We start from the raw sequence: 23,214 nt of genomic DNA, 5'->3' as shown, positions 1-23,214 counted from the left end.
TTATTGCCCCTCCTTTTTCTTGCTCAATTTTTGTAATGCTACTCGTATGATATAGCCTGATGCTACAAAGAAAATAATTAACGCGATAATAATAGATACAATTTCCTCTGGAATACCCGCAGCATTTGGCATATTTAGCGCTCCGTATTTTAGTGAGCCGAATAATGAAGCTCCAAATACAACCCCTAGTGGCGTGTTAGCACCAAGTAAGGCAACAGCGATACCATCGAAACCAATACCAGTAAAGCCTGCTTTAATAGAAGCGTTTCCGAAAGTACCTAGTGCCTCCATAGCACCACCAAGACCAGCGAACATACCTGAAATCGTCATAGCTAAAATAATGTTTTTGTTGACGTTCATACCAGCATAGTCTGCAGCATGCTTGTTAAAGCCTACCGCTTTTAGCTCATATCCACGTGTTGTTTTTTCTAAAATGAACCACATAACTACTACCATTAATAATGCAATAATGATCCCATAGTGAAGACTTGAATTGTCTGTAAGCTCTCTTAAAAACGGAGAACGCAAAGATGCTGATTCATGAACGCGTTCTGTTTTAAAGCTACCGTCAGACAATTTTTTAATCACTGCATTCGCAATATAAAGCGCAGTATAGTTTAACATAATTGTCGCAATAACTTCGTGAACTTTAAATTTCGCTTTTAAGAAACCTGCAATAAAGGCCCAAAATGCACCTGCAGCAGCTGCCGCAAGCAATGCTAATGGTAAGTGAATAAATTTAGGTAGATCAAATGCATATCCTACCCAAGCTGCTGCTAGCCAACCTAAAATTAGCTGACCTTCAACACCGATGTTGAATAATCCTGTGCGGAAGGCAAATGCTACCGCAAGACCCGCCAATATGTACGGTGTTATTTGACGGATTGTGTTCCCAATAGAATATGAATCTCCAAAAATACCTGTCCAAAGGGCGCTATAACCTTGTACTGGGTCATAGCCGCTGACTAACATTACGATAGCACCAACAATTAAACCGATAATAATAGAGATGATAGGAACGAGTATATTAATGACACGATTTGACATTAGTCGTTCCCCTCCTTCGCATCATTCATGTTATTTTTACTACTTTGTCCTGCCATTAATAGACCAAGCTCTTGTTCTGTTGTTTCTTTTGGATTTAACTCATCAACAATTTGACCATCATAAATAACAGCGATACGGTCAGAAACATTCATGACTTCATCTAATTCAAATGAAATTAACAGTACTGCTTTTCCTTTATCACGTTGCTCGATAAGGCGAGAGTGAATAAATTCAATAGCACCTACGTCAAGGCCACGTGTTGGTAAAGCAGCAATCAATAAATCTGGATTACGATCAATTTCACGACCGATAATTGCTTTTTGCTGGTTACCACCTGAAAGGGCACGTGCTGGAGTCATTTCACCATTACCAGTACGCACATCATATTCCCCAATGATTTGACGTGCTTTTTCAGACACTTTCTTGTAGTCCATGACAAAGCCCTTAGCGATTGGAGACTGATAATATGTTTGTAGTGCGATATTATGACCGATTGGGAAATCTAATACTAAACCATGCTTATGGCGATCTTGTGGGATATGCCCAACGCCTTCCTCAGTAATTTTTCGAGGTTTCATATTTGTAATATCAGTACCATTTAATTTAACATGTCCACTCTTTACTTTACGGAGACCAGTAATGGCTTCGATTAACTCGGATTGTCCGTTGCCATCGATACCCGCAATACCAACAATTTCACCTTTGCGTACTTTTAAGTTCAAACCTTTTACTTTATCGATATTACGATAGTCTGTAACAACCAAGTTGTCGATTGTAAGTACTTCATCAGTTGGTTTTGCTTCTGTTTTTTCTGTTTTAAATTCGACTTGGCGACCAACCATCATTTCAGCTAATTGGTTAGGATTTGTATCAGCAGTTATAACTGTTCCAATCCCTTCCCCTTTTCGGATAATCGTCACACGGTCGGAGACTTCCATAATTTCTTTTAGCTTATGGGTAATTAAAATAATGGATTTGCCCTCTGCAATTAAGCGGCGCATTATTTGAATAAGCTCTGTAATCTCCTGTGGTGTTAAAGATGCAGTAGGTTCGTCAAAGATTAAAATTTCTGCACCGCGGTATAGTGTTTTTAAAATTTCAACACGTTGTTGCATCCCCACAGTAATATCCTCGATTTTGGCATGCGGATCAACATCTAAACCATATTTCTCAGAAAGTGCTTGTACTTTCTTTGCTGCATCTTTAATGTTAACAATCCCCATTTTTGTGGGTTCAGAACCTAAAATAATGTTCTCTGTCACTGTAAAATTTTCCACTAACATAAAGTGTTGATGGACCATACCAATCCCCAAATCATTGGCCACATTTGGGTTTGTAATTTTAACAGCCTTCCCACGAACTCGAATTTCGCCACCTTCTGGTTGATACAAACCAAAAAGGACGTTCATTAAAGTCGATTTACCTGCACCATTTTCACCTAGCAATGCATGGATTTCGCCTTTTTTCAGTTGGAGGGTGATGTTATTATTCGCCACGAAATTACCGAATTCTTTTCGGATTCCTAGCATCTCAATCACGTGTTCCAATTTCGTCACTCCCTTAATAGGCACTTTTATCATTTTCACCTTGTGGCTGTTACTTCGCTCTAGCTACAGAAAACATGTGTTGCTGACGCTTCGTTAACATTCCACTTTCACACAGATAAACAATACGTCCTGTTAATAATACTAGCTATAGTCACTGTTAATTCAACGTTTTTCACATACACAGCAATGACTTCAGCCAAAGGTTCCATCTTCGTTCAGCGGCATTATGTACCCTATTAACAAAAATTCATGCATATCTTGTCCCTAATAGAGGTAGATATTCTTCTGAATAAAGATAAATTAATACAGGAAAGGTCATCGTTAGAAACCTTTCTTCTATTAACTTGTTACCATCATTACTATTCTTACGATAAACTCATAGAAAAATTACTACCTCTATGGTAAATAAATATGATCCGATAGAGTATTGCAAATAGTCGAAATATAACGATAGATTGAAAAATCATCATAAGGGCTCTCTAAAAGTCCCTTATGATGATCAAAAGATGAATTATTTTTTCACTTTTTCTGGAACTTTAATTTCACCTTTAGCAATTTTCTCTTTATATTCGTCAATGACAGCTTGAACATCTGCTGGGATTGCACCACGAGAATCTGCAAGTTTCACTCCGTCTTCAGCTAAACCATAAGTAAGCGTTTTGCCTCCTGGGAATTCACCGTTTTTCGCTTTATTTGAAATATCTACAACTGCTGTGTTAACACCTTTTAACATAGAAGTTAAAGTTACATTTGTTTTATCGTCTACTTTACCTTCTTCGTATTGGTCAGCGTCTACTCCAATTACCCATACATTTGCATTAGGGTCTTTTTTCTTACGTTCCTTTGCCTCAGAGAATACACCGTTACCAGTTGCACCAGCAGCGTGGAAGATTACATCTACACCAGAAGAGTACATGCTGTTTGCAGTAATTTTACCAAGGTCAGCTTTATCGAATGCACCAGTGTATTTTGATTGGATTTTGATTTTTGGATTTACAGCTTTTGCACCTTCAACAAATCCAGCCTCGAAGCGGTTGATAACTGGAATATCTACTCCACCCACGAAACCGATTTTACCTGATTTAGACATTTTCGCAGCAGCTACACCAGCTAAAAAAGCACCTTCTTGCTCTTTGAAAAGAACATTAACAACGTTGTCTGCTTTTACTTCAGCATCGATTAATGCAAAATGTTTTTCTGGGTTGTCTGAAGCAACAGCTTCAACTGCGTCAGCCATCATGAAACCGATTCCATAAACTAAATCAAAGTTACGACGTAATAAAGCGTTTAAATTTGATTCATAGTCTGCATCTGATTTTGATTGTAAGTAGTCGAAGCCATTACCTTGTTCTAGGTTATGTTCTTTACCGTAAGCTTGAACACCTTCCCAAGCAGATTGGTTGAATGATTTATCATCAACGCCACCTACGTCAGTAACCATTGCTACTGAGAATGCTTCTTTGCTGCTTTCGCCTGATGATGCGTTTTCATTTTCTTTTGCAGGTTTTTCTTCGTCTTTCGTACCACATGCACCTAAGATTGCACTTGCAGCTAAAACTGATGATAATACTAAGCCAAATTTACGTTTTTTCATTTGATTAACCCCCCAAAGGTATTGTAATTAGCAGGAAAAATATTTAGAAATGTTCTACACCCTTTTACGAACTACATGGAAGCTGAATTTATCAGCTCGGAAATAATTTTTTGAATACAGCACTACTTGATCATGATCATCGTAATGCAACTGCTTTAATACTAAAAGAGCTGTTTCACGCCCGCAATTTAAAATCGGTGAAGCTTGCTCATGATACCCGATTGGATCAATATATGTAACAGCATAGGCAACATGAATTTTACCAGATTGTTCAAGTGCAGAGAAGAGTGAAACTTCCTTTTTTTCTACAAAGTCAGTTGGCAGGAAGCTTGCTGGTAATCTGTCTATGCAGTATACTACCGGCTCACCATCCGCTGTTCTGACACGTTCAATTGTGAGTATTTTATCTTCGCCATCACATTGGAAGCGTTTTAAATCTTCCTCAGAAGGTATGCTTTCCGTCGCCTTTAAAAAGCGGGAACCGGGTTCCATACCTGCTGCCTCGATCATAGAAGAAATGCTCGATAGATGCTCGATACCTGATGTAAACAACGGCTTAGGGTTGACAAATGTCCCTACCCCATGTCGACGCACAATAACATTTTCCTCTTCCAACAGTCGTAGCGCTTCTCTAAGTGTTGCTCGACTGACTCCTAGTGATTTCGATAATTCAAACTCTGAAGGCAGTTTTTCATTTTCTTTAAAAACGCCTATTTCAATGTCAGACTTTAAACGATCAATTACTTGAAGATAGAGATGACGATGATCTGCTTTAATAGTCACATATATCACCACCAAATCAGAGATCAGACATCTGATGTACAACATTCCTACTAATCGTTCATAAATATAACATTTTTATAGACTGAAAGCAATTACACCTTAGTGTAATTGCTTTCGAATTTTAAAAGAATTTGAGCCTGCTCGATGTAGACAATATTATTCGAGTTTTTGTCGTTATTTTGGCTCTAATTATCGTATTGATGAATGAGCACTTGTCGAGGTTTACTACCTTCTGAAGGCCCGACAATACCGCGTTGTTCCATTTGATCAACAATACGAGCAGCTCTCGAATAGCCGATACGGAAGCGGCGTTGCAACATCGAAACAGAGGCCGTTTGCATACTTACAACTAACTGTACAGCCTCATCAAATAATTCATCCGTTTCCTCTAAAATCGCCTCTTCTTCGGTCGGAATCATTTCCTCCTGATACTGTGCCTTTTGCTGTTCTATAACAAAGTTAACAACTGACTCAACTTCTTGGTCTGATAAAAAAGCACCTTGCACACGTTTTGGTTTAGATGCACCGGCAGGTAAAAATAACATATCTCCTCGACCTAGCAAACGTTCTGCTCCACCCATATCTAATATCGTTCTAGAATCGATTGCTGATGACACCGCAAAGGCAATGCGCGAAGGTATATTTGCTTTAATAACACCTGTCAACACATCTACACTTGGTCGTTGGGTTGCAATGATTAAATGAATCCCTGCTGCACGTGCCATTTGTGCTAAACGTGTAATAGAATCCTCTACATCACTTGAGGCAACCATCATTAAGTCTGCTAACTCGTCTACAATTACCACAATATAAGGTAATTTCGGTTGTTTTTCACCCGTTTGTTCATTGACTTTTTGTACATGGCCATTGTAGCCTTCGATATTACGAGTACCTGTATGAGAAAATAGATCATAGCGGCGTTCCATTTCTGACACAACTTTCTTTAAAGCCTGAGACGCTTTACGTGCATCTGTAACAACTGGTGCCAGTAGATGAGGAATTCCGTTATAAACATTTAACTCCACCATTTTCGGGTCAATCATCATCAGCTTTACCTCATGTGGTTTTGTACGCATTAGGATTGATACGACAATACCATTTATACACACACTTTTCCCACTACCTGTTGAACCTGCAACAAGTAAATGTGGCATTTTATTGAGTTCAGCGAGTACTGCTTGCCCAGTAATATCACGACCAAACGCAACTTGTAATAATGCTTCTGGCTTTGCCCCATCTTTAGACTCTAATACTTCCCTTAGTGTAACAATTGCTACCTCACTATTTGGTACTTCAATGCCAATCGCTGACTTCCCAGGAATGGGTGCTTCCATACGAATATCCTTCGCAGCAAGTGCTAAGGCAAGATCATCCTGTAAGTTTACAATTTTACTTACTTTCACACCTACATCTGGTAATATTTCGTATTTGGTTACAGCTGGGCCTAAATGAACCTGCGTTACTTTTGCCTTTACACCAAAGCTTTGCAAAGTTTGCTCAAGCTTTTTCGCATTTGCCTGAATGACAGAATATTCGCCACTTTGGTCATGCTGTGGCGGTAATTGTAATAGATTATAAGAAGGCAGTTGATAATCTGCATTTTCCACAGCATCTGCCCCTTCGATATGGACATCATCAATAATTTCTCCATGTTCAATATCTTCATTTTCAGCTGCTGCAAATGCTTCTCGTTCATGAGACACATTTTGAGTGAAGGCAGAGATAATTGGTTCATGAGACACTTCTTCTTCCTCTTGTACCTCAGGCGCCTGATCGACAGCTGCAATTTCATCCTTGCTGTCTACTTTTGAACGACGATTTTTAAGTTTCTTTGGCATATTTTTTTTCTTTTCACGCTGTTTCTTTTGCCATTTACCAAAAAGGTCGGGCATTTTTCCCGCTAAATATGGAACAAGTGCCTTTCCTGTTACTAAAATTACTCCGATAAAGAAAATAACCCAAGCGACGACCTTCGCACCTGTTGCCTCAAATAATACATGTAGAGCACTAAATAACAGTGCACCAACCATACCTCCACCAAGTGCATTACTCCGATGGATAATACCCTCTGAATTAATTAAAATTCGCCAAGATTCTCGCAAAACAGAGTCTGATAATAAACCACCAGATTTTGATAATTGTTCAAACAGAATGCCATGGCTAAAAATTGTTAAACTCATAACAATGAGGAGCATACCTAAGATTAGACGATCATAAATACTTACTTTTTTCTGCCCAATCATCAGTAACAACGCAACAAATATAAGCATAAATGGCACAGCAAAATGTAAATTTCCTAAAAGAAACATTGCTATCGTTTGTAAAATACGCCCAGTCATACCATATTCAAAAATCATAATAACCGCTAATGCGATTAAGATAAGCCCTAAAATTTCATACATAAGCGGATGCATTTCTTTTTTTTCTGTAGTCGCTTTTGCTTTAGTGACTTTTCTTTTTTTACTAGTCGCCATCTATTTCACCTTCTTTTGTAATCCATTCTTTATATGTAGCGAATAATAACATGTAGAACTTGATTATTCAAAAAAAGGATTTTCCACCGTTCACATTCGGCTAGAAAATCCTTTTTCATTTAACGATGAGCTTTCATTTTTAATATTCCATAATGATTGGGATAATCATTGGGCGGCGCTTCGTTTTTTGGAATAAATACGTATTCAATGTATCTCGAATTTCTTGTTTAATATTTGTCCATTCAAATGTATCTTTACCAACGTATTTTTCAATAACATTTCTTGCAATATCAGAAGCTTCCACCATTAATTCTTCTGATTCGCGTACATATACGAAACCACGTGATAAAATTTCAGGACCAGATGCAATTTTCTTCTGAGCACGATTTAGTGTTACTACAACAATGAAAATACCATCCTGCGATAATAACTTACGATCGCGAAGTACGATGTTACCTACATCGCCAACACCAATACCGTCTATTAATACATTACCAGCTTGTACACGGCCACTCATTCGCATCTTACCATTTTTATATTCTACAATATCCCCTTTATCGGCGATAAAAATTTGTGATTTTTGCATACCTAGCTGTTGAGCAAGCTTAGAGTGAGCAATCAGCATGCGATACTCACCTTGCACAGGGATAAAGTACTTCGGTTGCATTAAGTTTAGCATTAATTTTAAATCCTCTTGGCTACCGTGACCCGACACATGTACATTTTTACTAGATGTTAGAATTTCAGCACCTGCTTTTGCGATAGAATTCATCGTATTAGCCATCTGTACTTCCATACCTGGAGACGGTGTAAATGTAATTAATACCGTATCATCTTTCTTAATTTTAATGTCTCGGTGATGTTTGCGGACGATTTTTTCTAATGCATCAAGTGGTTCCCCTTTATTACCTGTAGCAATAATAATAATCTCATCATCTTGGTATTTTTGCATTTCTGAGATAGGGATGATTGTTTCTTCCTCTACCGTTAAGTGGCCTAGCTGTACACCTAAATCCACAGCTTTTTCTAAAGGTTTTCCTACAATGACTACTTTACGGAACGACTTTTGAGCTTGTGTAAATACTTGTTGAATACGAATAAAATTCGATGCATAAACAGCAACTAAAATACGACCTGGTGCTGAATGGAATGTTTTTGATAATTGCTCTTCAATCACAATCTCAGATGTCGTATAACCTGGTCGCTCAGCTTCACACGACTCAGATAACAGAATAAATACGCCTTCTTCCCCTAGCTGAGCCATTTTTGCTAAATCAGGTTTAAATTTACCTGTCGCTGATTGATCAAATTTAAACTCACCTGTATGAACAATTGCTCCTTCAGATGTATGGAACACTACCCCTAACGAATCGGGAATACTATGTGTTGTATGGAAGAATGTCACATACGTTGAGTTAAAATTCATACGACTACGGTTCGTAACCTCAAAGAATTTCACCTGATGTGGTGCAGGCAATTCTTTTAATTGCTCCTTTGCAAGTGCAATTGTTAATTTTGATCCGTACACCGGCGCTTTTATTTTTTGTAATACATAAGCAATCGAACCAATTGCATCTTCATGACCATGTGTTAAGAATATCCCTTTCACACGATCTTTATTTTCTTCTAAATACGTAATATCAGGAATTACGATATCAATGCCCAGCATTTCGTCTTCAGGGAACATCAAGCCGCTATCCACTACAAATAGCTCTTCGTCAATTTCTACTACGTACATTGCTTTCCCAATTTCGCCCACGCCACCAAGTGGAATGATGCGAATTAATTCATTTTTCTTTTTTGTCAATTTATTTCCTCCTAAAAAATATCCCGAACAGCAACCACTTAAGATTTATTATACGGTTTGCAAAGCTTTTGCACAAATTAAAAATACATCTTTCATGGTGGAAACAGAAATTTTTTACAAAACAACTCATGTGTACTAATAGAGCGAGATAAAAAGTATTCCGATAAATTCAGAAATGATACCGATATTTCACGAAAAGGTTCCGACATTCTTATTGAATATAAGTCTACGAAATACCTGAATTGTGGAAAGTAACGACCTTATTCTTCTATATAATAAAAAAAGACCGTAAACAAACTAAAAAATCTCGAGTTTGTTTACGGTCGGAGGGTTTAATTAAATTAACTAAAGGTACTTATTTTTCTAAAGCTTCTTGCTTTTTCTTGATACGTATCCCAAATTCGGTCAAAGTTTGCTTTTTCTTCATCTGTCATTTCCATCATTGGCAGACGAACATTAAGTGTATCAAAGCCTAATTTGGTCATCGCGTATTTTACAGGCGATGGGTTTGGCTGTGCGAACAGCGCACGTACAAGTGGTAATAATGCTCGGTGAATTTTGGCTGCTAGCTCGTGATTTCCTTCTTCAAACGCCTTAATCATTAATTGCATATCATTTCCAACAACATGAGCAGCAACTGAGATAATTCCTGCTCCGCCGATTGCTAGTAGTGGAAGAGTTAAACCATCATCCCCACTATACACTAAGAAATTATCATCTGAATCAACATTCTCAATAATATCGCCCATTTGATCTAAATTGCCACTCGCTTCTTTAATCCATGAAATATTAGGAATTTTACTTAAGGCAACAGAAGTTTCATAGGCAACATTGACGCCTGTACGTCCTGGCACGTTATAAAGCATGACAGGTAAACTAGTTTCTTTTGCAATTGTTTCAAAATGCGCAAAAATACCGCGTTGATTTGGCTTATTATAATATGGTGCTACAAGCATGATACCATCAGCACCATTTTCTTCAGCCTTGTGTGTCATTGCAATAGAGTAAGCAGTTTCGTTATCCCCTGTACCTGCAATAACGGGTACACGACCTGCTGTTTTTTCTACTGTAAAGCGTACAACTTCAATTTTTTCTTCTGTGGACATAGTTGGGTTTTCAGAGGTTGTGCCACATGCGACAATACAATCTGTACCATTATCAATCAAATGATTAATAATACGTTCTAGTTCTGGATAATTAATCGTGCCATCTTCTTTGAACGGCGTTATCATCGCCGTTCCAATTCGACCTAAATTCATCCTTACACCCCTCTTATAGTAAGTTATCCTCCAGCATTGCTTCTGCAATTTGGATAGAGTTTAATGCAGCGCCTTTTAAAAGATTGTCAGAAACGATCCATAGGTGGAATCCTTTTTTATTGTCTAAATCTTGTCGGATACGGCCTACAAAAGTATTGTCTTCCCCTTCTGCATAGATAGGCATTGGGTAAGTTTGTGTTGCGATATCATCTTGTAATACTACACCTGGTGCACTGCGTAATACTTCAAAAATCTCCTGTACCGTTGCTTCTTTTTCTACTTCAATATAAACAGATTCAGAGTGTCCGGAAACGACTGGCACGCGAACACAAGTTGCAGCTACGTTTAGCTCTGGTGCATGCATGATTTTCTTCGTTTCATTAATCATTTTCATTTCTTCATATGTAAAGCCATTGTCTGTAAATTTATCAATTTGTGGAATGACATTACGAGCGATTGGATAATGACGTTTGTCGCTACCAGAAGGTAAAATATTTGCTTCTACATCCTTACCTGCATCCCAATTTTCACTTTGTGCCTTTAATTCTTGAACAGCAGAAATACCTGCACCTGAAACCGCTTGGTATGTCGATACAATAATTTTTGTTAAGCCAAATGCATTACGAATAGGTTCAAGTGCAGCCATCATTTGAATTGTAGAGCAGTTTGGATTCGCAATAATCCCTTTATGCTTAGCAAGATCGCCACGATTTACTTCAGGCACAACTAGTGGTACCTCTGGATCCATACGGAAATGGCTCGTATTATCGATAACTACTGCACCACGTTTTGCCGCTTCTGGTGCCAACACCGCTGATACAGAACCACCAGCTGAGAATAAAGCGACATTGACGCCTTCAAAAGCTTCAGGTGTCGCTTCTTCAATTGTATATGTCTTACCATTAAATTCAATTGGTTTTCCTGCTGAACGTGCAGAAGCTAAGAACTTAATATCTCCGATTGGAAAATTCCGTTTAATGAGTTGCTCCATCATTTTTGTGCCTACTGCCCCTGTTGCTCCAACAACCGCAACTGTTAACTGCTTTGTCATCTGTCATCTCTCCTTGAATACATGTTACATAATGTGTGCTATTGTATCACAAAAATACTGAAAATTGTGTGTAATTCGTGAATTATTTGAAATATTGTATCAACAGCGGTTGTAATTGCTTTTTCTCCGTAATCGCTTCATGAACAGTCGCGACCATTTGATCAAAATCTGCAATCAAGGAATTTGGCTTTGAATGTGGTGAGTCCTGCCCGAATGGAATAAAGTAAATATTTTTAGCATTTAGCAGCCTCATAATATTCATGCCATTTAAGCCAAGAGCATCATTTGTTGATATGCCTAGGACAACAGGCGAACCGTTACGCAATGTTGCCTTAGCAGCCATCAATACCGGACTATCTGTTGCTGCATTAGCAAATTTACTAATACTATTGCCTGTCATCGGTGCTATAACCATCGCATCCAATGGATTGGATGGTCCGAATGGTTCTGCCTCTTTAATAGAGGAAATAACCTTTTCTCGAGTCAATTCCTCTATTTTTGCAATCCATTCCTCCCCGGTACCAAAACGCGTAGCCGCATGTAACACGGAATGCGTAATTATTGGAACAACCGTTGCTCCTACATCTATAAAGTTTTGAATTTTAGGTACTACATCCTCATACGTACAGTGAGAGGCTGTAATACCTAAACCTATTCGTTTACCCGTTAGCAATTTTCTTCCTCCTCTATTGCCTTGCACAATATTGTAGCTGCATCATGTGCAAAGTATTTCCCAGGTAATGATGGCAATAGCACGTACGTTTGTAATTGCTCAGCGTCTATATCCAAACATCCAGGCTCTGAAGCCAAATCATATAGGACAGCTGGGACATGATCTTGGAATGATTCTGTAATCCATTTAGCTGGAATCGTATTGATAAAAATCCCATCATTAATTGACCATTTACGGTCATCTAAATCCGTAGCTTTATAACCATATGCCTTAGCTTCACTCACTTGTACAACTGAACGCGCTACTATATGGACATTAGCGCCCATCTTGACGAGTAAAGAAGCGAGCATTTTGGCTGTGCGTCCAAAACCTGCGATAGTAAAGTTTTGTCCGTAAATACATTTTTGCTCGAGTCCGTAAAATGTGGCGATAAATCCCTCCGCTGTTAATCTTGCGTTTTGCCAAATAAAAGATTCTTGTTGTAAATAGCAATTAGTTTCATTTTTCTCAAGCAAATGCTTCCAATGCATAGTCAAACGCCCTGTATAAAACTTAACTTGGGATATCCCATAAAGCTGTTCCACTTCAATTTTAAGTGGAAGAATGGGAAGAATAATTCTATTCGGTTGGAATTCTAATACAAGCTTATTTAACTCTTCATTCCAAACTGATGTTCTTTTATAAAATACCGTTCTCGATGGGCTTCTTAGCATTGTAGCTAATTCCTTTAATCTTAGATCCTCACCGATAACAAGCCATTTTTCATTTTCCAAAAGCTCACCTCACTGTAAAAAGTCTGACTGCACTGTCGTTGTTTTGTTAAATAAAATCCGATCTTCACCAATTAGTATAATTTCATGCCAAGGTATCATTTCACTAACTTTCACTTTCTTTTTTTGGAATGGCAATTTATCTTTAACAATCTCAAAACCATGAATCTTTCCTGTTTGCACATCTAATAAACATTCCGTATGTGCCAATATGCCAAAGTGTACGCCACCCTCAACTTGAATTAACTCTTTATCCACCATCTCTGATAGTAGCATTCCTCATCTCCCTCCTTGAACCGTTACCCCAATATATGCCGAGTTTTTGCAATTCGTGACCCTTACCCAAAGTATGAAAATATTGCATTTACCGTTTGACTGTGTATAGCGTATATACACAGAGGTGAGAAATTCATGCATATTCATTTAAGCAAGTGTTTTGTGTAGCGAAAGCAAAGCGTCAGCTACACATGTCTTTTGTAACACAAGCGAAGCGTTAGTTACAGAAGTCTTCACCTCTATAGGTGGTGAGATGAATGGGGTTTTAAGTCACTTTTCAGTGGGTGTCCAAACATCCGCTGAAATAGAGCGAGGTGGATTTATCTACAGAACGAAATCAAGATTTTCTACGTCAGGAATTATTACGTCTCCTTTCATTTTGGAGGAGGACAACATGCTCAACTTACAAAAAAGAATATGTGGAAATTTCGCTATTCAGCAAAGATGTTGTCGAACATAGATTATCGATAAAAAACGACATCGGTGTGGTTTTTGACGATTTACATATGTCTAAAAAGCTTAATGCGACGTAGCTCGACATATTTATGAAAAAGTATCAAAAATGTGGAATTCATATTTATGTTATTATTTTGAACGATTCGCTTCCTGAGGGGGAGAAGAGAATTACCCTGAGGAATGAGGATGAAGTTGTCCATCGCATTAGCATTGTCGTGGTCATCCAAAATGGTTAATTTTAAATGATCAACGAGTAGTCTAGATCCTATAATTCGTGGTGTTAAACATTTATGCAGGATGTAACACATAACAAGTGGTTTAGAAAAGATTGCTGAATATACATTACATTCATTTATAATAAGGAAATTTTATTTAGTGAAGGTAAAGACGTACTGCTCTACGAGTACGGAATATTTAAAGACAATAAAGAGGAAGTAAGTGCAATACCAGAACATACCATTATAAGAAAACGCAATGGAAACTTTGTTATAGAAGCCTTAGTTCTATAAATTGAATTACAGCCTTCAATAGAAGATGTCATGCTATTCAATGTGAAAGGTAGTATTTGAACATTGCTGGTCTTATCTTAAAAGATTTAATGTCGATTCAACGTCAAATAAAAACATAGACCTTCGTGCTGGAACAAAGCATTTGGGATAAATATGCAAATACTTTGCCAATTTCAAAAGGGGACATTATATTTAGCATGAGAGTTTTTTTAAAGAATAGAAAAAAATAGGTTGCCGAAAAAGGGCAACCTATTTTTTATCAATTACTACATGGACTAACGTATCATTCGCTACATCAATTGTAAATGCCTTACCGAAGCCTACCACGTAGCGGCCATCCAATGGTGTGAGCTCAAATAGCGAGAAATCAAGTGTACGTAACAGCTCCATCATTTTAGCATTATGCAATTTATTAAAGGCTACAAATACGTCCTCATATCCTTCATTCCCTAAATGCTTTGGTTTACATTGCCAACGCGCTCGTTCTGCTGCAAATGGATTTGGTGTTACCGCCTCATCTGCCACGCAAAGTACATCTACAAGTTGAGCCTGCTCCATGAGTTGGAAATGCTCTGCGATACGACTAATATAGACGTAAAATTTACCATTCACGCGCACATATGGAGTAGTACTACAAAAAGGTTTCCCTTCACCATCCACTAGACTTAACACACAGCTTTTTTTTCCTTGAATAAATGTTTCGTAGCCCTGCTTTACTTGCTCAATATCAATTTCTTTTTGCATTCCGTTTCCTCCTACGCCTTGACAGTACTTTTTAATTGAATCCATGGAGCACTATCTTATGATACATATTGAATTTCTGCATCCATTCGGTATATTTGCTGAATCATCTGTTCGGTCATTACCTCTACGGGTGTGCCAACTTGGGCGCGTTGACCATCTTTTACAACTACGATTTTATCACTATAGCTAGATGCCTGATTTAAATCATGGAGCACCATCACAACCGTCATACCCATTTCATAATTTAGCTCTCTCACTAATTCTAGAACTTCATGCTGGTGTGCGATATCTAAGTATGTCGTTGGTTCATCCAATAATAAAATTTGCGGTCGCTGCGCTAAAGCCATTGCTATCCAAGCTCGCTGTGCTTCCCTCCCGATAAAGCTGCAATAGGTTTTTCTCTGTAATGTGTGAGATGTGTTTTCTCTAGAGCCCAATCAATAATAGCCTCATCCTCTGCATTTAAGCGCTCAAACCACTTTTTATGTGGATATCGACCATATGCCACTAGGTTTTTAACAGATATATCAGTTGGAGCCTGATTTTTTTGACTCAACATGCACATTTTTCTTGCAATGTCTTTGGACGAGAGTCGACGTATATTTTCGCCATCAAAGATAATTGTTTCTTCATTATAAGGCTGCATACGTGCAATAGTCTTTAAAATAGTAGATTTTCCAGAGCCATTGGGTCCGATAATGGATAGCACCTCACCTTTTGCAACTTCAAAAGAAAAATTATGGACAACTTCCTTTTGTTCATAGCGGACAGATAGCTGTTCAATTTTTAACATTAAAACGCCTTCTTTCGCATTAAATATAAGAAGTAAGGCCCACCAATGACAGACATTAGAATACCCGCTGGAATATCGAGTGGCGCAAACAATGTTCGTCCACCAGTATCAGCAATAAGTAACACAATAGCCCCCATTGCCATACTCATGGGTAGTAGATATTTATAATCTGAGCCTACAAGCATTCGAGCCATATGCGGTATTAGCATCCAACTAAAGTAAGTGATAATGCTAGAAGCCCTATACCTAACCAATTTTTCATACTAATACTTGCCTCCGATTTAATTGATAATGATTTTCAATATCAATTATACTATCAAACTTTATTGAGAATATCAACTTCTAACTGATAATGAGCATTTTCAACTAAAAAAGGATGTCAGTGATAAACATAAGATTTTTCAATTAAAAAAGGAGCACAAACTATAGCAATAGTTTTGTGCTCCTTGTATTTTAAGCTTCTGGGCCAATAATTGAAATGGCTGGCTCAGCTTTCAAGATTTTTGCTATTAAACGATCGATCGATTCCATTGATACGGCATCAATTGACGCTAATACTTCGTCTACTGAACGATGTTTACGATGCACTAACTCACTTGTACCGTTGCGATTCATACGAGCGCCTGTCCCCTCTAGACCGAGCACAAAACTCCCCTTAAGCTGCTCCTTCGCATTCATAAGTTCTTCCTCTGTCACGCCACCTGCTACGATATCAAGTAATGTCGCATCAATTGTATGTTGGAGCTGTGATAATTGCTGACGACTTGTGCTACCATAAATCGTAAATGCTCCAACATCAGCATAACAAGATTGATAAGAAAATATTGAATAGGCTAAACCACGTTCTTCGCGTACTTCTTGGAACAAACGAGAGCTCATATTACCCCCAATAATATTATTAAGTGCAATAAAGCTATACATATCCGGATCTTTTACACCAATTGCTGGATAAGAAATGGCTAAATGCGCTTGCTCTGTATCACGAGTTTTTGAAATCTCTCCTGGATAAAAATGAGGATTCGATAGTACCGGTTCAACCACAAGTGGAGATGGCTGATATTGACCAAATAAGTCTTCAATTGTTTGCATAAGCTTTGTAGAGATATTTCCCGCTATTGAAATAACAACTGATTCTGGACCATAATGTTTAGCCATATAGTTACGTATAATATCTGCTGTAAATGTTTTTAAAGTAGCCGCCGTTCCTAGAATTGGACGACCGAGTGCATCATTCGGATACATGACTCCCCATAGTTTTTCATGAACATCGTCATCAGGTGCGTCTTCACTCATTAATATTTCCTCTAGTACAACTTGTCTTTCCTTCTCTAATTCTTCCTCTGCAAACGTAGAATTAAAGAACATATCCGCTAATATTGCAACTGCAAGCTCAGCATGATGGTCTAAAACCTTTGCATAATAACAAGTGTTTTCCTTGGATGTAAAGGCATTTAACTCTCCACCAATTCGATCAAATTCTTCAGCAATTTGGCGAGCTGTTCGAGTTTTTGTCCCTTTAAAAAGCATATGTTCTATAAAATGCGTAATGCCATTTTCCTCAGGTAGCTCATAACGAGATCCTGCATTAACAAAAATGCCTAGCGCAACAGACCTTACATGATCGATTTGCTCAGACACTATACGCACACCATTCTGACATGTATGTACTTGTACCAAAAAATCTCCCCCAATTATATTTCTGGTTCTATATCTAAGGGTGAGTCACAATGTGGAGCTTCCCACAAATATTATAGAACCATATTCCTTAGCTGATTTAAAAAAGGCTGCGCATTATACGCAGCCTTTTCTACAATTTATTATTTACCTTGCTCAGCGCGTTCTTTTTCTTCTTGGATCACTACTTTACGAGATAAATTCACACGACCTTGCTTGTCAATTTCAATAACTTTTACAAGTAATTGATCGCCAAGTTTTAAGACATCTTCAACTTGTTTTGTACGTTCCTCTTGAATTTCAGAGATGTGAAGTAAGCCATCTTTACCTGGGAATATTTCACAGAACGCCCCGAATTTTTCAATACGTTTAACTGTTGATAAGTAATACTCGCCAACTTTTGCTTCACGTACGATGTCTTCGATAATTTGTTTTGCACGAGCGTTCATTTCTTCATCTGCAGAAGAGATGTAAATTGTACCATCTTGCTCAGTATCAATTTTTACGCCAGTTTCTTCAATAATTTTGTTAATTTGTTTACCACCAGGTCCGATAACATCGCGAATTTTATCAGGATTAATCTTCACGATCACAATTTTCGGTGCAAATGTAGATAATTTTTCACGTGGTTCTGCAAGAGTAGCAAGCATTGATTCTAAAATGTGCATACGACCAATTTTAGCTTGTGTTAATGCTTCCTCTAAAATATTGCGTGATAAACCATCAATTTTAATGTCCATTTGAAGTGCTGTTACACCTTTAGCTGTACCTGCAACTTTAAAGTCCATATCTCCAAGGTGGTCTTCCATACCTTGAATATCAGTTAAAATAGAGTAATGTTCGCCTTTTTTAATAAGACCCATTGCAATACCTGCTACAGGTGCTTTTAATGGAACACCAGCATCCATCATCGCTAATGTTGAAGCACAGATAGAAGCTTGAGATGTAGAACCGTTTGACTCGAGTACTTCTGATACACAACGGATTGTATATGGGAATACAGATTCATCTGGAATAACCGCATCAAGAGCACGCTCTCCTAATGCACCATGACCGATTTCACGACGACCTGGTCCACGAATTGGGCCAGTTTCCCCTACAGAGAATTGCGGGAAGTTATAGTGATGCATAAAGCGTTTCGATTCTTCTACACCTAAACCGTCGATAATTTGCACATCACCAAGTGCCCCTAATGTACAAATAGAAAGGGCCTGTGTTTGTCCACGCGTAAATAATGCTGAACCGTGAGTACGTTGCAATAAGCCTGTTTCAGAAGAAAGTGGACGAATTTCGTCTAACTTACGACCATCTGGACGAACTTTATCTTCTGTAATCTGACGACGTACTTCGTCTTTAACCATTTTATCTAGAATTGTATAAACTTGCTTCATTGTTACTTCATCCGCTTCTTGCTCTTCATAAGAAGCAATAACACGATCTTTTACTGCTTTAATAGCCTCATCACGTGCATGTTTTTCAGCTGTTTGAATAGCATCATGCATGTCAGTCTCACAAGCTGCTTTTATATCTGCTTGAATCGCTTCATCAATTTCAAATAATGTTACAGGTAATTTTTCTTTCCCTACTTCTGCAACAATTTGCTCTTGGAAAGCAATAATTTTTTTGATTTCTTCATGACCGAACATAATGGCTTCAAGCATTACTTCTTCCGGTACTTCTAGTGCACCAGCTTCAACCATGTTGATAGCATCCTTGTTACCTGCTACAGATAAATGGACTGTTGACTGATTAGATTGTTCCACTGTTGGGTTCACGATAAATTTACCGTCAATATATCCAACTTGTACACCTGCAATCGGTCCATCAAATGGAATATCCGAAATAGCTAACGCTAATGATGAACCAACCATCGCAGCCATTTCAGACGTGCAATCCGGATCGTTAGACATGACCATCGAAATCGCTTGTACTTCATTACGGAAACCATCTGGGAACATCGGACGAATTGGACGATCGATTAAACGGCTTGCTAGTATTGCTTTTTCAGATGGACGGCCTTCACGTTTAATAAAGCCACCAGGAATTTTACCTGCTGCGTATAAACGTTCTTCATAGTTTACTGTTAATGGGAAGAAATCAAGTGGTTTCGGTGATTTTGACATTGTTGCTGTTGAAAGTACTGATGTATCACCATAGCGTACTAATACGGCCCCATTTGCTTGTTTTGCTAACTGTCCAACTTCGATTACTAGTGGACGGCCAGCCCATTCATAGGAATAGACTTTCTTTTCGTTCATTCAATGAACCCCTCTCTATTATAAAAACACTTACTTCGTCTGTATGTACTAATAGTAAGTGTACCAAAAATGCTTGTTCTATGCTAAATATTTCATTAAATAATCATACATTTAAATTCAGTTATTGCCAATTTATTTAGGATTTATTTCTATACTTGATTGAAACGATGTTTTTTTGCTTGAAATTCATGTCATATATGCTTTTTTCTCAATCCGTCTTCTTAATGTTTATAAACATAAAGAAAAAGCGGGATTAATCCCGCTTTTCGATTGACAATTAGCGACGTAAGCCTAAACGAGTGATTAGTTCACGGTAACGTTGTACGTCAGTCTCACGAAGATATTTTAATAGGTGACGACGACGACCTACCATTTTAAGAAGACCACGCTCAGAGTGGAAATCTTTTTTGTGTGTACGTAAGTGAGCATTTAGAGCGTTAATATCCTCTGTTAATACTGCAACTTGTACTTCTGGAGAACCAGTGTCACTTTCGTGAGTACGGTACTCAGCAATAATTTCGTTTTTACGTTCTTTTGAAATAGCCATTTGTATGGACCTCCTAAATAATTGTTAATCCCCATTAGCACAGTAAACGTTGGAGTCATCGATATACCGAGCTAAGGTTAAGCATATTATGCACTTATGAATGTTACCATAAATCAAAAGGTCAAGCAAGCGTTAACGTAAGCCTATTCAAATGCTAACGCATATTTAATTTGCATTAACCCGATAAAATATGGTTCATCACCATAAAGTGGGGTTGATTTCCGTTCCAGCTGGGCGCTTTGTTGCTGCCGCTTCGCTTTCGCACAGATAAAATATTTGCCGCTGACGCTTCGCTTTCGCGCAGAGCTTCCTGGGGGCGTCCGATGAGCCGCTTGGGGCAACAGGATGTTTTTTGCGCGAAAGCGTAGTGTTAACGTAGCGTCAGCAGCAGGATGTTGGTCACGAAGGCGTTATCACAGGAAGTGATGCTTTTAGCCTTCGTTCCTCTATGTGCTCGCTCCAGGGTCTAATCTGTGACGCTGATCCCCAAGGAGTCGCCCAGCCTCCACTCCAATCAACTTATATTCATGGTATATGTTTTAACTTTTGGTAATAACCTTAAAATATTCAATTGCTTCTTGTTTATCCTTTTCGATTTGCGCTTTCAAAGCTTCGATCCCATCGAATTTTCGTTCACTTCTTATACGTTTATACCAAGCGACATGTACTTCTTCACCGTAGATATTTTTTTCGAAGTTTAATATATGGACTTCGATGGATAATTGCTTGTCATTTGGATCTTTAAATGTTGGTTTATAGCCTACATTACATACACCATCATACCAGTTATTTTGGACAAGTAATCGAACCGCATATACACCACTTGCTGGGATATAGGTTCCCTCCAACGCTTGGATATTTGCAGTTGGGAAACCTATTGTGCGTCCTCGCTTATCACCATGTACAACGATACCCGTAATTTCAAATGGTCGTCCAAGGAGCAATCTTGCTGCTTCCATATCTCCCTCTTGCAAAAGCTTACGGATACGTGTAGAGCTAATTTTTTCGATATCGTCGGTTTTCTTTTCAACAACCGTTACGCCGTAATCTCCATTACTCAATGCACGCATGTCTTCCATTGCGCCTTTACCAAATGCACCAAAAGAATAATCAAAGCCAGCTGTAACATGCTGAATGTTCAACCCACGAATAAATGTATCAATAAATGCAGCAGGTGAAAGCTTTGCAAAATCAGATGTGAAATGTACAACAAATGCTGTATCAACACCTTGTTCTTCAAAAAGCTGTAATTTTTGCTGTAATAACGTTATATAAAATACTTTTTCGTTACGTCCGCCAAGCACTAAAGAAGGATGTGGATCGAATGTCATAACAGCCGTTGGAATTTGACGTTTGTCTCCTTCTTCCTTCGCTGCCTTAATAACTTCCTGATGCCCTCTATGTACACCATCAAAAAAACCAAGTGCCAATGAATATGGCTGCATGCTTTCTCGTTGTTGTAGTTGGTGTGGGTATTTTAAATGAATAACCTCCATACTAAAAATCCTCCTACTCTATCGTCGGAAACATCTTATGTGGCTTCATAAACCCTTCCTTTGTAGGATGGGCATGATAAACCGCAATTGCTTTCCCACTGATTCCAAAAACAATTTTATCATGTATCTTTAATAATGCATCTGCGGGAAGCACTTGTCCATTGAAAATTTCTTTTTCGTTTGCAGAAACGATCTCAATATATGGATAATCTGTTAATGCATACTCAACTGGTAAAATGCATGTATCCATTTGTTCAGCTTCCATCAGCTCAGCAACTTGTGCCAATGTAAAGCAATTTTCTTGTGTAAATGTACCTGAGGCTGTACGTACGAGCTCTTTCATATGTGCAGGATAGCCAAGTGCTGCTCCGATTTGCACAGCTAGTGTTCGAATATACGTCCCTTTACTACACGCTATACGTACAGGGAATGTAATTTCTTGTCCTTCATATATTTCTACATCATCTAGTAGCTCTAATGCATAAATAGTAACTTGACGTGTAGGTCTTTCGACAATTTCGCCTTTTCGTGCATATTCATAGAGACGTTTACCATTTACTTTGACTGCTGAAAACATCGGTGGCGTTTGTTGAATAACACCTGTTAGCGAGGTTAAAACCTCTTGCAATTGAGTACGTGTGAACTTTTTATTCGTACTATCTTGCTCAACCGTTTCTCCTTCTGCATCCTCAGTTGTCGTTGTACGGCCAATTGAAATAACAGCTTCATAGGTTTTTCCTGCATCAGTTAAGTATTCTGCGATGCGTGTTGCCTGACCAATACAAATAGGAAGAACTCCCTCAACACCTGGATCAAGTGTGCCTGTATGGCCAACTTTTTTAGTACGTAAAATTTTTCGTAATTTAAAGACGCAATCATGACTTGTCATGCCACGTTCCTTCCAAAGCGGTAAAATACCGTTCATAAATTCCCTCCTAAAATCAATTCGTTTTTAGTTTATTTTAAAAATGATAGACCCGCAAAATGTTCTGCTGCATTTCCGATGAATGTAAAAAGTCTGCCTGCATGAACATGCATATGGCAGACTTTTTTAGTTAAGCTTATTCTTCGTGTAAACCACGTAGCAATGAATCGATACGGTTTCCATATTCAATCGATGAATCGAATTCAAAGATTAGTTCTGGTGTACGACGTAAACGGATTCGTGAACCGATTTCTGAGCGAATGAAACCAGAAGCCTTTAATAAAGCTTTTAGTGTTTCCTCTTTTTCACGTTCATTGCCTAGAGTTGTAATATAAATTGTCGCTTGCTGTAAATCACCTGTCACCTCAACACCTGTAACAGTAACGAAACCAACACGCGGATCTTTTATTTTACGTCCAATAATATCACCGAGCTCTTTTTTCATTTGCTCAGCGACACGGTTTGAGCGTAGAGACATAGTTTGTCACCTCAATTTCGAAGTACAGAAAGTTATGTCCTTACTTGCACATA

21 protein-coding genes are annotated in these 23,214 nt (G+C 38.3%); all 21 read right to left on the bottom strand.

The genetic code is table 11. The features are described from left to right. Positions 1-1,047 carry an ABC transporter permease gene (locus ACQKOF_RS01385; RefSeq protein WP_427552941.1) on the bottom strand — a complete coding sequence of 349 codons (1,047 nt, stop codon included), beginning with the start codon at positions 1,045-1,047 and terminating at the stop codon, positions 1-3. After that, positions 1,047-2,594: an ABC transporter ATP-binding protein gene (locus tag ACQKOF_RS01380; protein ID WP_427552939.1), complete on the bottom strand. Its 1,548-nt coding sequence runs from the start codon at positions 2,592-2,594 to the stop codon at positions 1,047-1,049. The genes ACQKOF_RS01385 and ACQKOF_RS01380 overlap by 1 nt, the downstream gene beginning before the upstream one ends. 511 nt (positions 2,595-3,105) lie before the next feature. Beyond that, a complete protein-coding gene (locus ACQKOF_RS01375; RefSeq protein WP_427552937.1) occupies positions 3,106-4,188 on the bottom strand; it encodes a BMP family lipoprotein in 1,083 nt (360 codons plus the stop codon). A 54-nt stretch (positions 4,189-4,242) separates the two neighbouring features. Then, positions 4,243-4,971: a GntR family transcriptional regulator gene (locus tag ACQKOF_RS01370; protein ID WP_387080068.1), complete on the bottom strand. Its 729-nt coding sequence runs from the start codon at positions 4,969-4,971 to the stop codon at positions 4,243-4,245. A gap of 185 nt (positions 4,972-5,156) precedes the next feature. After that, positions 5,157-7,445, bottom strand: a complete 2,289-nt coding sequence (locus ACQKOF_RS01365; RefSeq protein WP_427552934.1) for a DNA translocase FtsK — start codon at positions 7,443-7,445, stop codon at positions 5,157-5,159. A 139-nt stretch (positions 7,446-7,584) separates the two neighbouring features. Then, the gene (locus ACQKOF_RS01360; protein WP_427552931.1) at positions 7,585-9,252 is read right to left on the bottom strand and encodes a ribonuclease J; all 1,668 of its coding nucleotides are present in this window, start codon (positions 9,250-9,252) and stop codon (positions 7,585-7,587) included. A gap of 341 nt (positions 9,253-9,593) precedes the next feature. Continuing rightward, positions 9,594-10,511: a 4-hydroxy-tetrahydrodipicolinate synthase gene (gene dapA / locus ACQKOF_RS01355; protein ID WP_370042812.1), complete on the bottom strand. Its 918-nt coding sequence runs from the start codon at positions 10,509-10,511 to the stop codon at positions 9,594-9,596. A 13-nt stretch (positions 10,512-10,524) separates the two neighbouring features. After that, positions 10,525-11,562 carry an aspartate-semialdehyde dehydrogenase gene (locus tag ACQKOF_RS01350; RefSeq protein ID WP_427552928.1) on the bottom strand — a complete coding sequence of 346 codons (1,038 nt, stop codon included), beginning with the start codon at positions 11,560-11,562 and terminating at the stop codon, positions 10,525-10,527. A gap of 82 nt (positions 11,563-11,644) precedes the next feature. Further along, positions 11,645-12,235, bottom strand: coding sequence for a dipicolinate synthase subunit B (locus tag ACQKOF_RS01345; protein ID WP_370042814.1), 591 nt, complete (start codon positions 12,233-12,235; stop codon positions 11,645-11,647). Then, on the bottom strand, positions 12,229-13,008 hold the full coding sequence (locus ACQKOF_RS01340) for an NAD(P)-dependent oxidoreductase (protein WP_427552926.1): 780 nt from the start codon (positions 13,006-13,008) through the stop codon (positions 12,229-12,231). Before ACQKOF_RS01340 ends, ACQKOF_RS01345 begins: the two co-directional genes overlap by 7 nt. 9 nt (positions 13,009-13,017) lie before the next feature. After that, positions 13,018-13,281 (bottom strand): YlmC/YmxH family sporulation protein, encoded by a 264-nt coding sequence (locus ACQKOF_RS01335; RefSeq protein ID WP_370042816.1) that lies wholly within the window; start codon positions 13,279-13,281, stop codon positions 13,018-13,020. A gap of 1,214 nt (positions 13,282-14,495) precedes the next feature. Then, the gene (locus ACQKOF_RS01330) at positions 14,496-14,990 is read right to left on the bottom strand and encodes a pyridoxamine 5'-phosphate oxidase family protein (RefSeq protein WP_427552924.1); all 495 of its coding nucleotides are present in this window, start codon (positions 14,988-14,990) and stop codon (positions 14,496-14,498) included. A 56-nt stretch (positions 14,991-15,046) separates the two neighbouring features. Next, positions 15,047-15,337: a hypothetical protein gene (locus ACQKOF_RS01325; protein WP_427552922.1), complete on the bottom strand. Its 291-nt coding sequence runs from the start codon at positions 15,335-15,337 to the stop codon at positions 15,047-15,049. Positions 15,338-15,339: 2 nt separating this feature from the next. Beyond that, the gene (locus tag ACQKOF_RS01320) at positions 15,340-15,783 is read right to left on the bottom strand and encodes an ABC transporter ATP-binding protein (protein WP_427552920.1); all 444 of its coding nucleotides are present in this window, start codon (positions 15,781-15,783) and stop codon (positions 15,340-15,342) included. Further along, entirely contained in the window at positions 15,783-15,992 is a 210-nt protein-coding gene (locus ACQKOF_RS01315; RefSeq protein ID WP_427553151.1) for an iron chelate uptake ABC transporter family permease subunit, read from the bottom strand. The genes ACQKOF_RS01320 and ACQKOF_RS01315 overlap by 1 nt, the downstream gene beginning before the upstream one ends. Before the next feature lie 244 nt (positions 15,993-16,236). Then, positions 16,237-17,460 (bottom strand): M16 family metallopeptidase, encoded by a 1,224-nt coding sequence (locus ACQKOF_RS01310; protein WP_427552918.1) that lies wholly within the window; start codon positions 17,458-17,460, stop codon positions 16,237-16,239. A 140-nt stretch (positions 17,461-17,600) separates the two neighbouring features. Further along, positions 17,601-19,715: a polyribonucleotide nucleotidyltransferase gene (gene pnp / locus ACQKOF_RS01305; RefSeq protein WP_427552916.1), complete on the bottom strand. Its 2,115-nt coding sequence runs from the start codon at positions 19,713-19,715 to the stop codon at positions 17,601-17,603. A gap of 277 nt (positions 19,716-19,992) precedes the next feature. Beyond that, positions 19,993-20,262: a 30S ribosomal protein S15 gene (gene rpsO / locus ACQKOF_RS01300; RefSeq protein ID WP_370042827.1), complete on the bottom strand. Its 270-nt coding sequence runs from the start codon at positions 20,260-20,262 to the stop codon at positions 19,993-19,995. Between the two features lie 539 nt (positions 20,263-20,801). Next, entirely contained in the window at positions 20,802-21,758 is a 957-nt protein-coding gene (gene ribF / locus ACQKOF_RS01295) for a riboflavin biosynthesis protein RibF (protein ID WP_427552914.1), read from the bottom strand. Between the two features lie 13 nt (positions 21,759-21,771). Continuing rightward, positions 21,772-22,683, bottom strand: coding sequence for a tRNA pseudouridine(55) synthase TruB (gene truB / locus ACQKOF_RS01290; RefSeq protein WP_427552912.1), 912 nt, complete (start codon positions 22,681-22,683; stop codon positions 21,772-21,774). 136 nt (positions 22,684-22,819) lie between these two features. Continuing rightward, positions 22,820-23,161, bottom strand: a complete 342-nt coding sequence (gene rbfA / locus ACQKOF_RS01285) for a 30S ribosome-binding factor RbfA (protein ID WP_100543905.1) — start codon at positions 23,159-23,161, stop codon at positions 22,820-22,822. Positions 23,162-23,214: the final 53 nt, after the last annotated feature.

The sequence above is a fragment of the Lysinibacillus sp. NPDC093190 genome, assembly GCF_050280425.1.
In the GTDB taxonomy this organism is placed as follows: domain Bacteria; phylum Bacillota; class Bacilli; order Bacillales_A; family Planococcaceae; genus Lysinibacillus.
Note: the sequence above shows the minus strand (reverse complement) of the source record. Positions and strands in the feature narration are given on the sequence as shown.